16 protein-coding genes are annotated in these 14,137 nt (G+C 62.0%); 8 read left to right on the top strand and 8 right to left on the bottom strand.

Translation table 11 applies throughout. The annotated features are described in order from the left end of the window. Positions 1 to 108: 108 nt before the first annotated feature. The 3 genes from phbB to AC07OO_RS22760 form a co-directional block, all read right to left on the bottom strand. On the bottom strand, positions 109 to 846 hold the full coding sequence (gene phbB, locus AC07OO_RS22770; protein WP_495084435.1) for an acetoacetyl-CoA reductase: 738 nt from the start codon (positions 844 to 846) through the stop codon (positions 109 to 111). Between the two features lie 99 nt (positions 847 to 945). Next, positions 946 to 2,124 (bottom strand): acetyl-CoA C-acetyltransferase, encoded by a 1,179-nt coding sequence (locus AC07OO_RS22765; RefSeq protein ID WP_495084434.1) that lies wholly within the window; start codon positions 2,122 to 2,124, stop codon positions 946 to 948. 31 nt (positions 2,125 to 2,155) lie between these two features. Beyond that, positions 2,156 to 3,826: a PHA/PHB synthase family protein gene (locus tag AC07OO_RS22760; RefSeq protein WP_495084455.1), complete on the bottom strand. Its 1,671-nt coding sequence runs from the start codon at positions 3,824 to 3,826 to the stop codon at positions 2,156 to 2,158. A gap of 153 nt (positions 3,827 to 3,979) precedes the next feature. Between AC07OO_RS22760 and AC07OO_RS22755 the strand changes: the two genes are divergently transcribed. Continuing rightward, positions 3,980 to 4,270: a hypothetical protein gene (locus tag AC07OO_RS22755; RefSeq protein WP_495084433.1), complete on the top strand. Its 291-nt coding sequence runs from the start codon at positions 3,980 to 3,982 to the stop codon at positions 4,268 to 4,270. Here AC07OO_RS22755 and pgeF read toward each other — a convergent pair. Both pgeF and AC07OO_RS22745 read right to left on the bottom strand, forming a co-directional pair. Beyond that, the gene (gene pgeF, locus AC07OO_RS22750; RefSeq protein ID WP_495084432.1) at positions 4,202 to 4,999 is read right to left on the bottom strand and encodes a peptidoglycan editing factor PgeF; all 798 of its coding nucleotides are present in this window, start codon (positions 4,997 to 4,999) and stop codon (positions 4,202 to 4,204) included. The two genes, AC07OO_RS22755 and pgeF, sit on opposite strands and share 69 nt — an antisense overlap. Positions 5,000 to 5,029: 30 nt before the next feature. After that, positions 5,030 to 6,346 carry a hypothetical protein gene (locus AC07OO_RS22745; RefSeq protein ID WP_495084431.1) on the bottom strand — a complete coding sequence of 439 codons (1,317 nt, stop codon included), beginning with the start codon at positions 6,344 to 6,346 and terminating at the stop codon, positions 5,030 to 5,032. A gap of 185 nt (positions 6,347 to 6,531) precedes the next feature. Here AC07OO_RS22745 and AC07OO_RS22740 point away from each other — a divergent pair, with 185 nt between their 5' ends. The 7 genes from AC07OO_RS22740 (at position 6,532) to AC07OO_RS22710 (ending at position 11,076) form a co-directional block, all read left to right on the top strand. After that, positions 6,532 to 6,834, top strand: a complete 303-nt coding sequence (locus tag AC07OO_RS22740) for an antibiotic biosynthesis monooxygenase family protein (RefSeq protein ID WP_495084430.1) — start codon at positions 6,532 to 6,534, stop codon at positions 6,832 to 6,834. Between the two features lie 76 nt (positions 6,835 to 6,910). Further along, on the top strand, positions 6,911 to 7,606 hold the full coding sequence (locus AC07OO_RS22735; RefSeq protein WP_495084429.1) for a fumarylacetoacetate hydrolase family protein: 696 nt from the start codon (positions 6,911 to 6,913) through the stop codon (positions 7,604 to 7,606). A 5-nt stretch (positions 7,607 to 7,611) separates the two neighbouring features. Beyond that, positions 7,612 to 8,436 carry a thioesterase family protein gene (locus AC07OO_RS22730; RefSeq protein WP_495084428.1) on the top strand — a complete coding sequence of 275 codons (825 nt, stop codon included), beginning with the start codon at positions 7,612 to 7,614 and terminating at the stop codon, positions 8,434 to 8,436. 69 nt (positions 8,437 to 8,505) lie between these two features. Next, positions 8,506 to 9,024 (top strand): superoxide dismutase family protein, encoded by a 519-nt coding sequence (locus AC07OO_RS22725; protein ID WP_495084427.1) that lies wholly within the window; start codon positions 8,506 to 8,508, stop codon positions 9,022 to 9,024. A gap of 18 nt (positions 9,025 to 9,042) precedes the next feature. After that, on the top strand, positions 9,043 to 9,588 hold the full coding sequence (locus tag AC07OO_RS22720) for an NUDIX hydrolase (protein ID WP_495084426.1): 546 nt from the start codon (positions 9,043 to 9,045) through the stop codon (positions 9,586 to 9,588). A 3-nt stretch (positions 9,589 to 9,591) separates the two neighbouring features. After that, the gene (locus AC07OO_RS22715; protein WP_495084425.1) at positions 9,592 to 10,278 is read left to right on the top strand and encodes an EcsC family protein; all 687 of its coding nucleotides are present in this window, start codon (positions 9,592 to 9,594) and stop codon (positions 10,276 to 10,278) included. Between the two features lie 231 nt (positions 10,279 to 10,509). Continuing rightward, the gene (locus AC07OO_RS22710) at positions 10,510 to 11,076 is read left to right on the top strand and encodes a thymidine kinase (protein ID WP_495084424.1); all 567 of its coding nucleotides are present in this window, start codon (positions 10,510 to 10,512) and stop codon (positions 11,074 to 11,076) included. A 120-nt stretch (positions 11,077 to 11,196) separates the two neighbouring features. Here AC07OO_RS22710 and AC07OO_RS22705 read toward each other — a convergent pair whose 3' ends face one another. From AC07OO_RS22705 to AC07OO_RS22695, 3 genes are all read right to left on the bottom strand, one after another. Next, positions 11,197 to 13,089, bottom strand: a complete 1,893-nt coding sequence (locus tag AC07OO_RS22705; protein ID WP_495084423.1) for a propionate--CoA ligase — start codon at positions 13,087 to 13,089, stop codon at positions 11,197 to 11,199. Between the two features lie 89 nt (positions 13,090 to 13,178). Then, positions 13,179 to 13,793 (bottom strand): isochorismatase family protein, encoded by a 615-nt coding sequence (locus AC07OO_RS22700; protein ID WP_495084422.1) that lies wholly within the window; start codon positions 13,791 to 13,793, stop codon positions 13,179 to 13,181. A 60-nt stretch (positions 13,794 to 13,853) separates the two neighbouring features. Continuing rightward, positions 13,854 to 14,105 (bottom strand): hypothetical protein, encoded by a 252-nt coding sequence (locus AC07OO_RS22695; RefSeq protein WP_495084421.1) that lies wholly within the window; start codon positions 14,103 to 14,105, stop codon positions 13,854 to 13,856. Positions 14,106 to 14,137 lie beyond the last annotated feature (32 nt).

Below are 14,137 nucleotides of genomic sequence, written 5' to 3'. Positions count from 1 at the left end.
TTCCAACACAGGCCAAGTGCTACCGGCTTTCGTTGTAAAAAAACCCGCCGAAGCGGGTTCTTTTTTCTGGTGGAAGCCGGGCTGGCATGCCATCGACATCGCGCCAGATCAACCCATGTGCAAGCCGCCGTTGACCGAGAACTCCGCACCTGTGGTGTAACCACCTTCCACAGACGCCAGCCACGCAATGATGGAGGCGATTTCGCTGGGCTCGCCCAGGCGTTTGACGGGCACCGTGGCGATGATCTTGTCCAGCACTTCCTGGCGGATGGCCTTGACCATATCGGTGCCGATATAACCGGGGCTCACAGTGTTGACCGTCACACCCTTGGTCGCCAGCTCTTGTGCCAGCGCCATCGAGAAGCCGTGCATGCCGGCCTTGGCCGCCGAATAGTTGGTCTGACCCGCCTGGCCTTTTTCACCGTTCACCGACGAAATGTTGATGATGCGGCCCCAGCCCTTTTCCACCATGTCGCCGACCACCTGCTTGGTGACATTGAACATGCTGTTGAGGTTGGTTTCGATGACGGCGTCCCAGTCCTCGCGCGTCATCTTCAGGAACATGCGGTCCTTAGTGATGCCGGCGTTGTTGATCAGCACGTCGATGGCGCCGTGCTCGGCCTTGGCCTTGGTGAAGGCCTCCACCGTGGAATCCCAACTGCCCACATTGCCCACCGAGGCATAGAAGGTGTAGCCCAGGGCCGCCTGCTCGGCGATCCACTTGGCATGGTCCCGTGTCGGGCCGCAGCCAGCAATGACCTTGAAGCCCTCTTTGTGCAAGCGTTGGCAAATGGCCGTGCCGATGCCACCCATACCACCCGTTACGTACGCTACTTTTTGACTCATGTTGACTCCTCTTTGGTTCTACTTGCTACAAAATCGGTAGCTGCTAGCGCAATATGCACGAGGGCTAGCAGCCCATTCAATCACAAACTTTCCGGCTCCCTAGCGCTCAATGGTGAGCGCCACCCCCATGCCGCCACCGATGCACAGGCTGGCGATGCCCTTCTTGGCATTGCGGCGCTGCATTTCGTGTAATAGCGTCACCAGGATACGGCAACCGGACGCCCCGATCGGATGGCCGATGGCGATCGCGCCACCATTGACGTTGACCTTGGATGTGTCCCAGCCCATCTCGTTGTTGACGGCGCAGGCCTGTGCGGCAAAGGCTTCGTTGATTTCCAGCAGGTCCAGCTCTTGCGCGGTCCAGCCCGCTCGGGCCAGCGCCTTCTTGGAGGCGGACACCGGGCCCATGCCCATCAGCGCCGGGTCGAGCCCGCTGGTGGCAAAGCTGGCGATGCGGCCCATGGGCGTCAGGCCCAGCTCGGCCGCCTTCTTGGCGGTCATGACCATCACCGCGGCAGCACCGTCGTTGATACCGGAAGCATTGCCCGCGGTCACGCCACCGGCCTTGTCGAAGGCGGGGCGCAGGCCGGCCAGCGCGTCGGCGTTGGATTTGCGGTTGATGAACTCGTCGGCCGCAAACACAATCGGGTCGCCCTTTTTCTGCGCAATGCTGAAAGGCACGATTTCATCGACAAACTTGCCGGCGTCTTGCGCGGCGGCGGCCTTTTGTTGGCTGGCCAGGGCCAGCGCGTCTTGCATCTCACGGCTGATGCTGTATGTCTTGGCCACGTTCTCGGCAGTGATGCCCATGTGGTACTGGTTGTAGACGTCCCACAGACCGTCAACGATCATGGAATCGCTCATCTTCCAGTCGCCCATGCGCTGGCCGTCACGGCTGCCCAACAGCACGTGGGGTGCGGCGCTCATGTTCTCCTGGCCACCGGCGATGATGATGTCACTGTCGCCATAGGCAATGGCTTGTGCGGCCAGCATCACGGCCTTCAAGCCGGAGCCACAGACGGCGTTGATGGTCAGGCCCGGTGTCTCCTTGGCCAGACCGCTCTTGATGACAGACTGGCGGGCCGGGTTCTGGCCCGAACCGGCTGTCAGCACCTGGCCCAGGATCACTTCACCAATCTGGTCGGCGCCCAGGCCGGTACGGGCCAGCAAGGCCTTGATGACGGCTGCACCCAGTTCGGGCGCGGGTGTCTTGGCCAGCGTGCCGCCAAATTTGCCAACGGCGGTGCGGGCGGCTGAAACGATGACGATGTCTTCCATATTTCTCTCTCTTCCTTCAGTAGTCAAAAAATCAAGCTTTGGCTTTTACGTAACTGCCGGGCGCGGGTTGTAGCGATTTGTATTTGCCTTTTCCATAGGTCTTGGGCGCAGCAATCTGCTTGCCAGCATGCGACTTGAGCCACGTGGACCAGTCTGTCCACCAGCTTCCGGGGTGTTCCACCGCGCCCTCCAGCCATGCGCCCTGGGTCTTGGGTAATTTTCCATCGGCGCGTATCCAATGGCTACGCTTGTTTTTGGTAGGGGGGTTGATGACCCCGGCAATATGGCCGGAGGCGCCCATCACAAAACGCTTCTTGCCCGGCAATACCTGCGTGGAGGCGTAAGCACCGCCAATTGGCACGATATGGTCTTCACGCGAGCCGTACAAGTAGACCGGAATGCCAACCTTGTCTAAATCGATTTTCTCGCCACAAACCGTGAGCTTGCCAGGCTTGATGAGGTTGTTTTCCAGATACATGTTGCGCACATACCAGGCGTAATACGGACCGGGCAGGTTGGTGCTGTCCGAGTTCCAGTACAGCAGGTCAAAGGGTGGTGGCGTCTCGCCCTTCAGGTAGTTGCCAACCACGTAGTTCCACACTAGGTCATTGGGGCGCAGGAAGCTGAAGGTACTGGCCAGGTCCTGGCCCTTCATCATGCCGCCCTGGCCCATTTCCTTTTCGCGGTACTGCACAAAGGCTTCGTCGATGAACACGTCCAGGATGCCGGTATCGGTGAAGTCCAGCAGGCTGGTGAGGAAGGTGGCGCTGGCTACCGGCTCTTCGCCGCGCGCCGCCAGCACGGCCAGCGCCGTGCCCAGCATGGTGCCGCCCACGCAGAAGCCCAGCGCATTGATGCTGGGCGCGCCGGTGATCTCTTGCGTGACGGTGATGGCCTTGATGACTGCCTGTTCGATGTAATCGTCCCAGGTGGCCTTTTCCATGGACGCATCGGGGTTGCGCCAGCTGACGACAAAGGTGCGGTGGCCCTGCGCCACGGCATAACGCACCAGCGAGTTGTCGGGTTGCAGGTCCAGGATGTAGTACTTGTTGATGCAGGGCGGCACCATCAGGAATGGCTTCTCATACACCTTGGCCGTCAGCGGCTTGTATTCGATGAGCTGGAAGAAGGCGTTCTCGAACACCACCGCGCCTTCGGTGGTGGCGACGTTTTTGCCGACCTCGAACAGGCTCTCATCCGTCATCGACACATGGCCTTGCTGCAGATCGTGCATCAGGTTCTGCAGACCTTTGGCAATGCTTTCGCCCTTGGTGTCTATGGCCTTTTTCTGCGCTTCGGCGTTGAAGGCCAGGAAATTGCTGGGAGCCGCGGCGGCCATCCACTGCTCGATGGCGAAGCGGATGCGGTTGCGGGTCTTGGCATCGGTTTCCACCGCGTCGGCCAGGCCCAGCATGGTGCGGGCGTTGAGCAGGTAGACCGCGGCCGAAAACGCGGCCACCGGGTTACTGCCCCAGGCCTCGCCGGCAAAGCGCTTGTCACCGCCGGTGCTCGGGGCCGTCATGCCCTGGCTGAACAACGCCATGACATCCTGCATGTACTGCTGCTGCAAGGCTTGCAGCTTGTCGGGTGCGAAGCGAATCTCGGGTGGTTTGGCGACTGTGGCGGTGGGCATGCCAGCCCCTAGTGCGCCCAAGTCCATGCTCTGCAGGGACTGCACCGCCTTGCTCCAGTTGTCGGTCATGGACTGCTGAAACTGTTGGGCGGCCTGGGTCCAGAATTCGGGGGCGTTTTGCGTCACACTGTCACCTTTTCCATCTTTTGTCTTAGCGCTGGCCGTAGTATCTCAGCATACGCCCTTCGAATCCCTGACGTGTGGTAAATACGCTCTGAGCTTATGTACATCATTCCTATTGCCTGGTTGTATGTCGCCGTCATGATGGCGGTGGCCGAAGCCACCAACACCAACGGCACCCTCCTCGGTGCCATTGTGACCTTTGTTCTTTACGGTTTGATGCCAGTCGGCCTGATCCTCTACTTCATGGGTGCGCCCGGTCGCAAACGCAAGATCCGGGCCCAGGAGGCGGCGGAATTGCAGGCTGCCAACCTCCATCAAACCTCACTCCAGCCAGATGCAGGCGGCCAGGCGACCGCTGACCCGGTCCCGCCGATGGGAAAAGAACCATGAAGGGTTGCTGACCGTACACCAGGGGGCACTGCCGTCGTTGCCAAACACCTGCGTCACGCCTTGGGCCGCCAATCGCTGACGGGCCAAAGCCGGCAGGTCCGCCAGCCATTTACCGCCGCCCCGCGGGTTGAAGCAAGCCATGGCTTGTGGGTCATTGGTGGTAAAGGCCTCTACCACGTCGGGGCCCACCTCAAAGGCGGTCGGGCCAATGCAAGGCCCCAGCCATGCTATCAACTCAGGAGCGCCTCGCTTAGATTCCACGGGGGCTAGCGGCCTAAATTGCTTAAGCACTTGCTCCAAAACACCCTCTCCAGCCTCGCCCGCCAGCCCACGCCAACCGGCATGCACGGCCGCCACCTGGGTCCCCTGCGCATCGCACAACAGCACGGGCAAGCAGTCCGCTACCATGATGGTGCAGGCCAGGCCACGCTGGCTGGTGTAGGCACCGTCAGCCGAAGCGCCGTCTGGCGTATCCCGATGCAGCGCAAGCATCTGCGTGCCATGCACCTGGTTCAGGAACACCGGTTTGACGCCAAGGGCATCCTGCAAGCGTTGGCGGTTGTGTGCAACCTTGTTGGCGTCGTCCCCCACATGCGTACCCAGGTTCAGACTGTCATAGGGCGGCGCAGATACTCCTCCATTGCGCGTGGTGCAAACGGCCCGAACATGGGCCGGTGTGGGCCAGTCGGGCTGCAGCCAGTCGGTGGCATTCAGGGATGAACGTGTCATGAGGACAAAAATAAAGCTGGATGGTTGGGGTTAGTTTTCCACCAGCATGTCATACCTTCGCCGTTCGATAGTCGCACGGTCCGCCAGACCAACCGCTTCACACAGATCAGGCAGATAGATGCGGCAGGGCTCGCGCTTGGCCAGCGCTGCATCCAACTGTTGCAGCAACGCCGCCGGACTCAAATCCGGCGGCGCGGCAATACGCCCTTTGACCACATACTGGGTTTCCTTCTCGGTGCCATGGCTATGGTCCAGGCGTTCATCGCGCCAGCAGGCGGCACACAGCACCTTGAAGTTTTCGGAATGGGAATACACCATGGCTTCCACGTGCAGGTCTTCCGTGGCGCTGGCCAGTTTTCCCTCGTCGTCCTGCGTTCCGGCAAAGTCGTAAAAATGGTAGTTGTTGCGCACGAGTGTCGCCAGATGCGGGAACACGGGGACCTGTCGCTCCCCATAGGTGTGGTAGGTGATCGGCGCACCATCAAACAGGACCACGTCGCCATAGTCCACTCCCAGATCCTGGACCAAGACGCTGCGAATGATCCCATGGCAAGGGCTCAGGCGCTCAATCCAGATCGTTTCTTCCAACCCAGGGTCATCGTTGTCTTTGTTGCGCTGGGACAGTGGGCGCTCGGCCAAACGGACTTTGCATTGCGCATATCGGCCGTCCGGTAAATCAAAACGGCCTATCTCTATCTTGTTGCCCATCTGCTTCCAGATACCCAAGGCTACATCCGCGACACCGGCGCCGGTTGCACAGATACCCGCGTTCCAGTGCATGGCCTCGGTAGGTTCTTCAGCAAACTTCTGAGCCAACTGGTTCTCAGCCATCCCTTCGGCAAAGCGGCCCCGGGTCTTCAAGAACAGGCCGTAGCTATAGTGGGCAAAGCTGCTGTCGGGTTGCAAGGCGACCAGTTGCCGCCCTGCACGGTCGGCCACGCCATCGTGCTGGCGCGCCATGACGCGCGCACATGTGAAAAGACCGGACCATAGCTGGTACTCCACTTCCGCATCCTCGTGGCTGTTCTCCACGGCCTGCAGCAGCGCGGCCAATACCGCATCGAAAAGCGGCTCTTCGGATGGCGCCAGATTCAGGAAATCGATATCACGGGCACGCTCGGTGGCGTCGCCCACCAGCCCCAAGAGCAACGGGTCTTGGGCATGGGCCGCGAATATTGCCCCAAGAATCTCAACGACCTGTTCAATCGAAAAGGCGTCTTCGTCAATCAAGCCCAACAGGCCCAGCGCCACTTCGCGCTGGTGCACCTGGGCCTCCAGCAAGGACTTCGCGATCTTCCACGCCTCCTCTTGGCGGCCTGCCTCGACCTGCGCGCGAAGACTGTTCAACGTCTTCTCCAATTGCTGCTTGGAGAATAGCCCTGCAAGAATTTTCTTCATCCAACCAAGTGTACTGAGGTGAGACCTGCCGCAACACCATCCCAATAGGCCAATTGTCACGCTCGGATAAACCAAGCCCGTTACTATTGACCCTCTGTACTGTGCAACCACTATCCGTAGCAAGGCCCACACCCATGATTCTCGAAATCGCCGACATCCGCATCCACCCCGGCCAGAACGCCGCATTTGAAGAAGCCATCCAGCGCGGACTCTCCACCGTGTTTGACAAGGTCAAGGGGGTGCAGGGCTTCTCGGTGAACCGCGGCATGGAGAGCCCCGAGCGCTACATATTGCAGATCCGTTGGGACACCTTGGAAGACCACACGGTGGGCTTTCGCCAGTCCGACGCCTTCACGCAATGGCGTGCCATTGTGGGACCGTTTTTTGCTGGCCCACCCAACGTGGAGCACTATGAATTGGTGACGCAATCGGCCTGAGCACCGACCATGGCATTACGCCTTTTCACCTAGCATTATTTTTTATTGTTACCACTTGCAACAGCAGCCAGCCACCATGTCCTACGTCTTCCCCCCACCCGCCACCGTCAGCCTGCCCGTGGTGGGTAGCAGCGACGCCTTCCCCGTACACCGCATCTACTGCGTGGGCCGCAACTATGTGGAGCACGCCCAGGAGATGGGCCACAGTGGGCGCGAGGCGCCGTTCTTCTTCATGAAGCCGGCCGACGCCGTATTGCTGGCTACACCCGGCAATACGGTGGCCATGCCCTACCCCAGCTTGACCGCCAACCTGCACCACGAGATCGAACTGGTGGTGGCCATTGGCGTGGGCGGCGCCAACATCAAGGCCGCCGATGCGGCCAAGCACATCTACGGCTATGCCGTGGGGCTGGACATGACGCGGCGCGACCTGCAAAACGACATGAAGAAGCAGGGCCGCCCCTGGTGCATTGGCAAGGGCTTTGACCACTCGGCGCCCATTGGCCCCATCACGCCCGCAGCCCAAGTGCCCAACATTGGCAACGCGGCCATCCACCTGCAGGTCAACGGCCAGGACCGCCAGCGTAGCAATATCGCCAAGCTGATCTGGAACATTGCCGAGACCATTGAACAACTGTCCGCCGCGTGGACGCTGCAGCCCGGCGACCTGATTTTTACCGGCACGCCCGAAGGCGTGGGCGCCGTGGTGCGCGGCGACACGCTGGTGGGCAGCATTGACGGCCTGCAAGGCATTGCGGTACGTATGGAGTAGGCCCCTTGTCTACGACGACAACAGTAGCCACTGCCCTGCCCGCCTTTGCCTACTCCCCGCTGGCTGAAGAGGGGCGCTACCAATCCACCGAGCTGACCCGCGGCCCCTGGCACCCCGACCACCAGCACGCAGGCCCGCCGATCGCGCTGGTCTGCGGCGCCTTTGAGGCGGCGGCCCAGGCGCACGGCCTGACGCACATCGCCCGCCTCACCGCCAACCTGATACGCCCCGTGCCGATTGGCGAGCTACAGGTGCAGGTTTCACCGGTCTATGTGGGGCGCAATGCCGGGCATTTCTCGGCACAACTGTTGGCCGATGGCAAAGAGGTGGGCATGTTCACCGCCCTGGCCCAGCGCGAAAACCCCATGGAACTGCCCAGCGCCATGCCCGGTCACCCACTTCCCCAAGCGCCCAAGCCACCAGAAACATCACCCGTGGTCCACTTTCCCTTCGCGGGGCGCCGCGTGGGCTATTCCGATCTGGTCGAGAACCGCGCGGCCCAGGGCGGCATGTTCAACGGCCCCTGCGCCATCTGGTTCCGCCTGCGCCACCCGCTGGAAGATGGCCGCGCACCCAGCCCCTACCAGCGCGTGGCCGTGGCGGCCGATTCGGGCAATGGCATCAGCGCCGTGCTGGACTATCAGCGCTACAGCTTCGTCAACTCCGATCTCAATATCAACCTGCTGCGCGCGCCCATTGGCGAGTGGGTTTGCCTGGACGCCCGCACCTGGTGGGGTAACAATGGCTGCGGATTGGCCGAATCAGCGTTGTACGATGAAGCAGGTTTGATTGGCCGCGCCACGCAGAGCTTGGCGGTCAAGCCGCGGTGAGGCCCCAACCTCGGCAGCTGTAGCATCCACATCTTCTAGACATACCAGTGACCCATAGGAATTTTTGACATGATCAAACTCAGCATCACCGTATTGGCCGCCCTTTTGGCTACAGCCTGCGCCACCACCGCGCCCAGCGGCCCCACCGCCACAGCCGCATTGACCCCCACCACCGGCAACACCGTCAGCGGCTCCGTGACCTTCACGCAGAAGGGCGACGCCGTGCTGGTGGCCGGCGAGGTGCGCGGCCTGGCGCCCAATACCGTGCATGGCTTTCACATCCATGAAAAAGGCGACTGCTCCAGTGGCGATGGCATGAGCACCGGCGGCCACTTCAACCCCACTGCACAGGCCCACGGCGCGCACGACCACAGCGCCCACCACGCCGGTGACCTGGCCAGCCTGAAGGCAGACGCCAATGGCGTAGCCAAGTTCAGCTACACATCCGCCACGATCACCGTGGGTGCAGGCGCAACCGATGTCATTGGCCATGGCCTGATCGTGCACCGCGACGCCGACGACTTCACGACCCAGCCCACCGGCAACTCCGGCCCGCGCGTGGCCTGCGCCGTCATCACCAAAGGCTGAATCTCGTTTCACATCGCCATGTTGCGCAGCCCCATCAAACATTGCAAACAATGCGGCACGGCCGTGGTCTACCGCCTGCCCGACGACGGTGACACGAAGGAGCGCGCCGTCTGCCCCGCCTGCAGCACCGTGCACTACGAGAACCCGCTGAACGTGGTGGGCACCGTGCCCCACTGGGGCGACAAGGTGCTGCTGTGCAAGCGCAATATCGAGCCGCGCTGGGGCAAGTGGACGCTGCCGGCCGGTTTCATGGAACTGAACGAAACCACGGCCGAGGGGGCCGCCCGCGAGACCGACGAAGAGGCCGGCGCCCAGATCGAGATGCAAGACCTGTTCACGCTGCTCAATGTGGTGCGTGTCGGCCAGGTCCACTTCTTCTACCGGGCTCGGCTGCTCAGCGAGGTGTTCAACCCCGGCACCGAGACGATTGAAGCCCGGCTCTTCACGGAAGACGAAATTCCTTGGGAGGAAATTGCCTTTCGCACCGTCAAGGAAACGCTGGAGCGCTACTTCGCCGACCGCAAGGCCGGGCACTACGGCATCCACCAAGTGGACATTGTGTAGGCCATGGCAAGCACCGGCGCCCCCAAGGACAAGGCATTGGCCGACGCTGTGCTGGAGCTGGTGTTGCATGTGCCCGCCAGCGCCGAGCCGGCGCAGGCCCACCCGGCCGAGCGGTCGCACGCCATTGCGCGCAAGGCGGCGCGCACGGCCAGCGTGGTATCGGGCTCTCTGTCCTTGCCGCCCGGCTTCATGGGATGGCTCACCGTCATCCCCGAGCTGATGGGCGTGTGGCGGCTACAGGCGCAAATGGTGTCCGACATTGCCGCGGTCTATGGCAAAACCCAGACACTGAGCCGCGAGCAGATGCTGTACTGCCTATTCCGCCACATGTCGGCCCAGGTGTTTCGCGATGTGGTGGTGCGCGTCGGCGAACGCTTTGTCGTCAAGCAGGCCTCGCTAAAGCTCTTGCAAAGCCTGGCCCAGCAGTTGGGCGTGCAAGTGTCCAAAGCCGTCATTGGCAAGAGCGCCTCGCGTTTTGTGCCGCTATTGGGTGCGGTCGGCGTGGGCGCTTATGCCTATTACGACACCTTGCAGGTGGCCAAGACCGCGGTTGAGCTGTTTGAGCGCGAGACCGTCGTCGACGCCGAGGACGAAGTCTGGGTCGACGTGGACGCCATCGACACCGAAGACCTGCAAGAAAGAAAGCCACCCCCTTCCGCCAAGAGCAGCAAGAGAAAAAAGACCAGCTAGCCGGCCATTGGCTACTGGATAGCGGGCTGGCTGATCGCCGCCACCTGGAGCCTGCAGGGGGGCCAGCGCCATCTGCACTTCGCGGCACAACCCGCCTTGGGGCGCAAACTGTTGGCGGGCCTGCTGGGCGGTGTTTTTGTGTCGCTGCTGATGCCCATGCTCTTTGTGCGGCTGCGTTTGGTATTACCATCGCCTGCCCCAATATCCGCGACCGCCTCCTGACGCCCTGCTATGGCCAAACTGTTTTTCCGCTACTCAGCCATGAACGCCGGTAAATCCACCGCGCTGCTGCAAATCGCCTACAACTACGAGGAGCAGGGCCAGCGCGTGCACCTGTTCACCGCTGGCATTGACGACCGCAGCGGCACCGGCTGCATTGCGTCCCGCCTGGGTCTGCAGCGCCAAGCTGATGTGTTTGACGAGCACACCGATTTCTTCGCCCTGCTGTCCGCCGAGGACAAGCTGGCTTGCGTACTGATTGATGAGTCGCAGTTCCTGTCGCCCGACCAGGTGCGCCAGTTGCACCGCCTGGCCAACATCAGCAATGTACCGGTCATTTGCTTTGGCCTGCGTTCGGACTTTCTGGGCAATGCCTTCCCCGGCTCGGCCCAGCTGCTGACCTTGGCCGACGACATCGAAGAAATCAAAACCATCTGCGCCTGCGGCCGCAAGGCGACGATGAACATCCGCATGGACGACAAGGGCCAGCGTGTGCACGCGGGGGCGCAGGTGGAAATTGGCGGGAATGAGCGTTACCAGCAGGTGTGCGCGCGGTGCTTTTATAAGGGCGAAGCCTGAAAGACGGCCCGTGATCTTAGTGCGTGCGCGGCTGGGCGCCGGTGCGCTCTGCTCCGTGTCCCCCGCCCGCTACGCGGGCTCCTCCTTTTACCTGCGCAGAACGCACCGGCGCCCAGCCGCTTAGGCTAACGCGTCACGTATCTGCTGCAGCGCTGCCGGGTCTTCCATCGTCGTCAGATCACCAGGGTCGCGCCCCTCGCATACCGCCTGGATCGCGCGGCGTAGCAGCTTGCCGCTGCGGGTCTTGGGCAATACGGTCACAAAGCGCACACGGGCCGGGCGCCCTACCGCTCCAATACTGTTGTCCACGACCTTCATGACCTCCGCCTCCAGCTTGGCGCGCGCGGCATCGTCTATCAGGGCGCTGGCGTCCTTGGCCACGGCAAAGGCCATGGCCACCTGGCCCTTGAGGCTGTCGGCGACACCCACCACGGCCACTTCGGACACATTGGGATGGCTGGAGATGCATTCCTCGATCTCGCGGGTGCCCAGACGGTGGCCGGCCACGTTGATGACGTCATCGGTGCGGCCCAGGATGAAGAAGTAACCATCCTTGTCGCGCACACCCCAGTCAAAGGTGTTGTAGACCATCTTGCTGGGAATGCTGCTCCAGTAGGTTTTGACAAAGCGGGCGTCGTCACGCCACACGGTCTGCATGCAACCGGGGGGCAGCGGGCCTTCGATGGCAACCACGCCCTTCTGGTCGGCACCGTTCAGTTCTTCACCGGTGTTCTCGTCCAGCAGCTTGACGTTGTAGCCATACATGGCTACGCCGGGGCTGCCAAACTTGCTGGGCGCCTTCTCCACGCCATTGGCGATGCTGAGGATGGGCCAGCCGGTCTCGGTCTGCCAGTAGTTGTCGATGATCGGCTTGCCCAAGCCTTGGCTGATCCACTGGGCGGTCGGCTCGTCCAGCGGCTCGCCGGCCAGGAACAGCGCGCGCAGGCTGGACAGGTCGTACTTCGTCAGCAGCGCCGGGTCTTGCTTCTTCAGCACGCGCACGGCCGTGGGGGCGCTGAACATGACCGTCACCCTGTACTTCTCGACCAGACTCCACCAGATGCCACCGTCGGGGCGTATCGGCAGGCCCTCATACATGATGGTCGCCATGCCTGCGATCAGCGGACCGTAGATGATGTAACTATGGCCCACGACCCAGCCGATGTCGCTGGTGGAGAAATAGGTCTCGCCCGCCTTGCCACAGAAGATGTGCTCCATGCTGGCCGCCAGTGCCACGGCATAACCACCGGTGTCGCGCTGCACACCCTTGGGTTTGCCGGTGGTGCCGCTGGTGTACAGCGTGTAGCTGGGGTGGGTGGCGTCCAGCCACACGCAGGGGACGACGGCATCCAAGTGTTTCTGCCGCATAGCCCTCCAGGAATGGTCACGTCCCGCTACCATTTCCATAGCAACCAACTGCCGGTCGGTCAGCAGCACGGCGCTCGGCTTGTGGCTGGACAGCGCAATCGCCTCGTCCAGCAGTGGCTTGTAGGGCACGACCTTGCCACCGCGGGAGCCGGCGTCTGCGCTGACGATGACGGTCGGACTGGCATCCTCAATGCGAGAGGCCAAAGAACCCGACGCAAAGCCGCCAAACACCACCGAGTGGATGGCGCCGATGCGGGCGCAAGCCAGCATCGCAAAGGCGGCCTCGGCCACCATCGGCATGTAGATCAGCACGCGGTCGCCCTGCTGTACACCCAGGTCCAGCAACGCGGCGGCCATGCGCTGCACCTCGGCATGCAGTTGGGCAAAGGTGTAGACCTGCTCGGTATTGGTTTCGGTGGAGACGGCGATCAGCGCGGCCTGGTCGGCCTGGGTGGCGAGGTGGCGATCCACCGCGTTATGGCACAGGTTGGTGGTGCCGCCGACAAACCAGCGCGCGAACGGCGGATTGCTGTAATCACAGATCTGTTGGGGCGGGGTCTGCCAGTCAATGCGCCGGGCTTGCTCGGCCCAAAAACCGTCGCGGTCATCGATGGAGCGGCGGTAGAAATCTGCGTAAGCGGTCATCATGGGCATCCCTTATGAATCCAAAATCTGAATTCATAATTATGGAGATGCAGCTTGCAGGCGCCTGACGCGCGCCCATGCTCCTCGCCTTATTTGATCAGGGCCTGAATGGCCTTGAAGTCCGGGTGCTCGGCACTGCGGATCCACTCAAAGGCCACCATCTCCGTCGTCACCAGTTCCGCACCGGCGCCAGCCAAGCGGTCAAACGCAGCATCGCGGTTGCGCTCGGTGCGCGAAGTGCAGGCGTCGGTAACGACCCAGACCTCGAATTCGTCTTCCAGCAGATCCAGGGCCGTCTGCAGCAGGCAGACATGGGCCTCACAGCCGGCCAGCACGATGGTGTCGCGTGGTTCGCTGCCGGGTGGCGGCTTTTGCAAATGCTTGGGCAGGCTGCGAGCATTGCCCTGCACCGGTTTGGGTGGCGGACGCAGCCATTCGCCCAGGCCCTCTTCCACTGCGCTGAACTGCATTTTGGACAGCACGCGGGCACCGGCTTGCTGCATCGCAGCAGCCAGTTCGGGCGCGCTGGCGCCCAGCTTGGACGGGTTTTGCTCGGTGGCGAACGTCGGCACGCGCAACAGTGCGGCCATCTGCGCCAGGCGCACGGCATTGGCCAGTGCTGCTGGGCCGTCCAAAAGCGCGGGTAGCAGGCGGTCCTGGTAATCCACCAGCACCAGTTGAGATTCTTCTAGGTCTAGCAACATGCTGCTGGATATCCGTTCAGTGAAAGTGTTGAAACCGCTGGCCGATTGCCAGGTTGGGGCTCAACGTGCCGCAGCGGCGTTGGCTGCCGTCTGCTCGTCCAGTGCCTTGCAGGATGGCGAGCACACGGCCTGGGACTTGCCCAACACCTTCTTGGTCGTCATCAGGGAACGGGCGCGGTGTTTACCGCACAGGAAGCACGACATGGTGGCGCCGCCAAACGACGCTGCTGCCATGAATGGAGAACCCGAAACTTTGGATTTGTACCGCAAGCCGTCCGGTAAAACGGTTGTCTTTGATTCTGCTTTTGCCATGAAATTACCCTCTAAAGCCTTGGCTTGACGCC

The sequence above is a fragment of the Rhodoferax sp. GW821-FHT07G04 genome (assembly GCF_059418585.1).
Note: the sequence above shows the minus strand (reverse complement) of the source record. Positions and strands in the feature narration are given on the sequence as shown.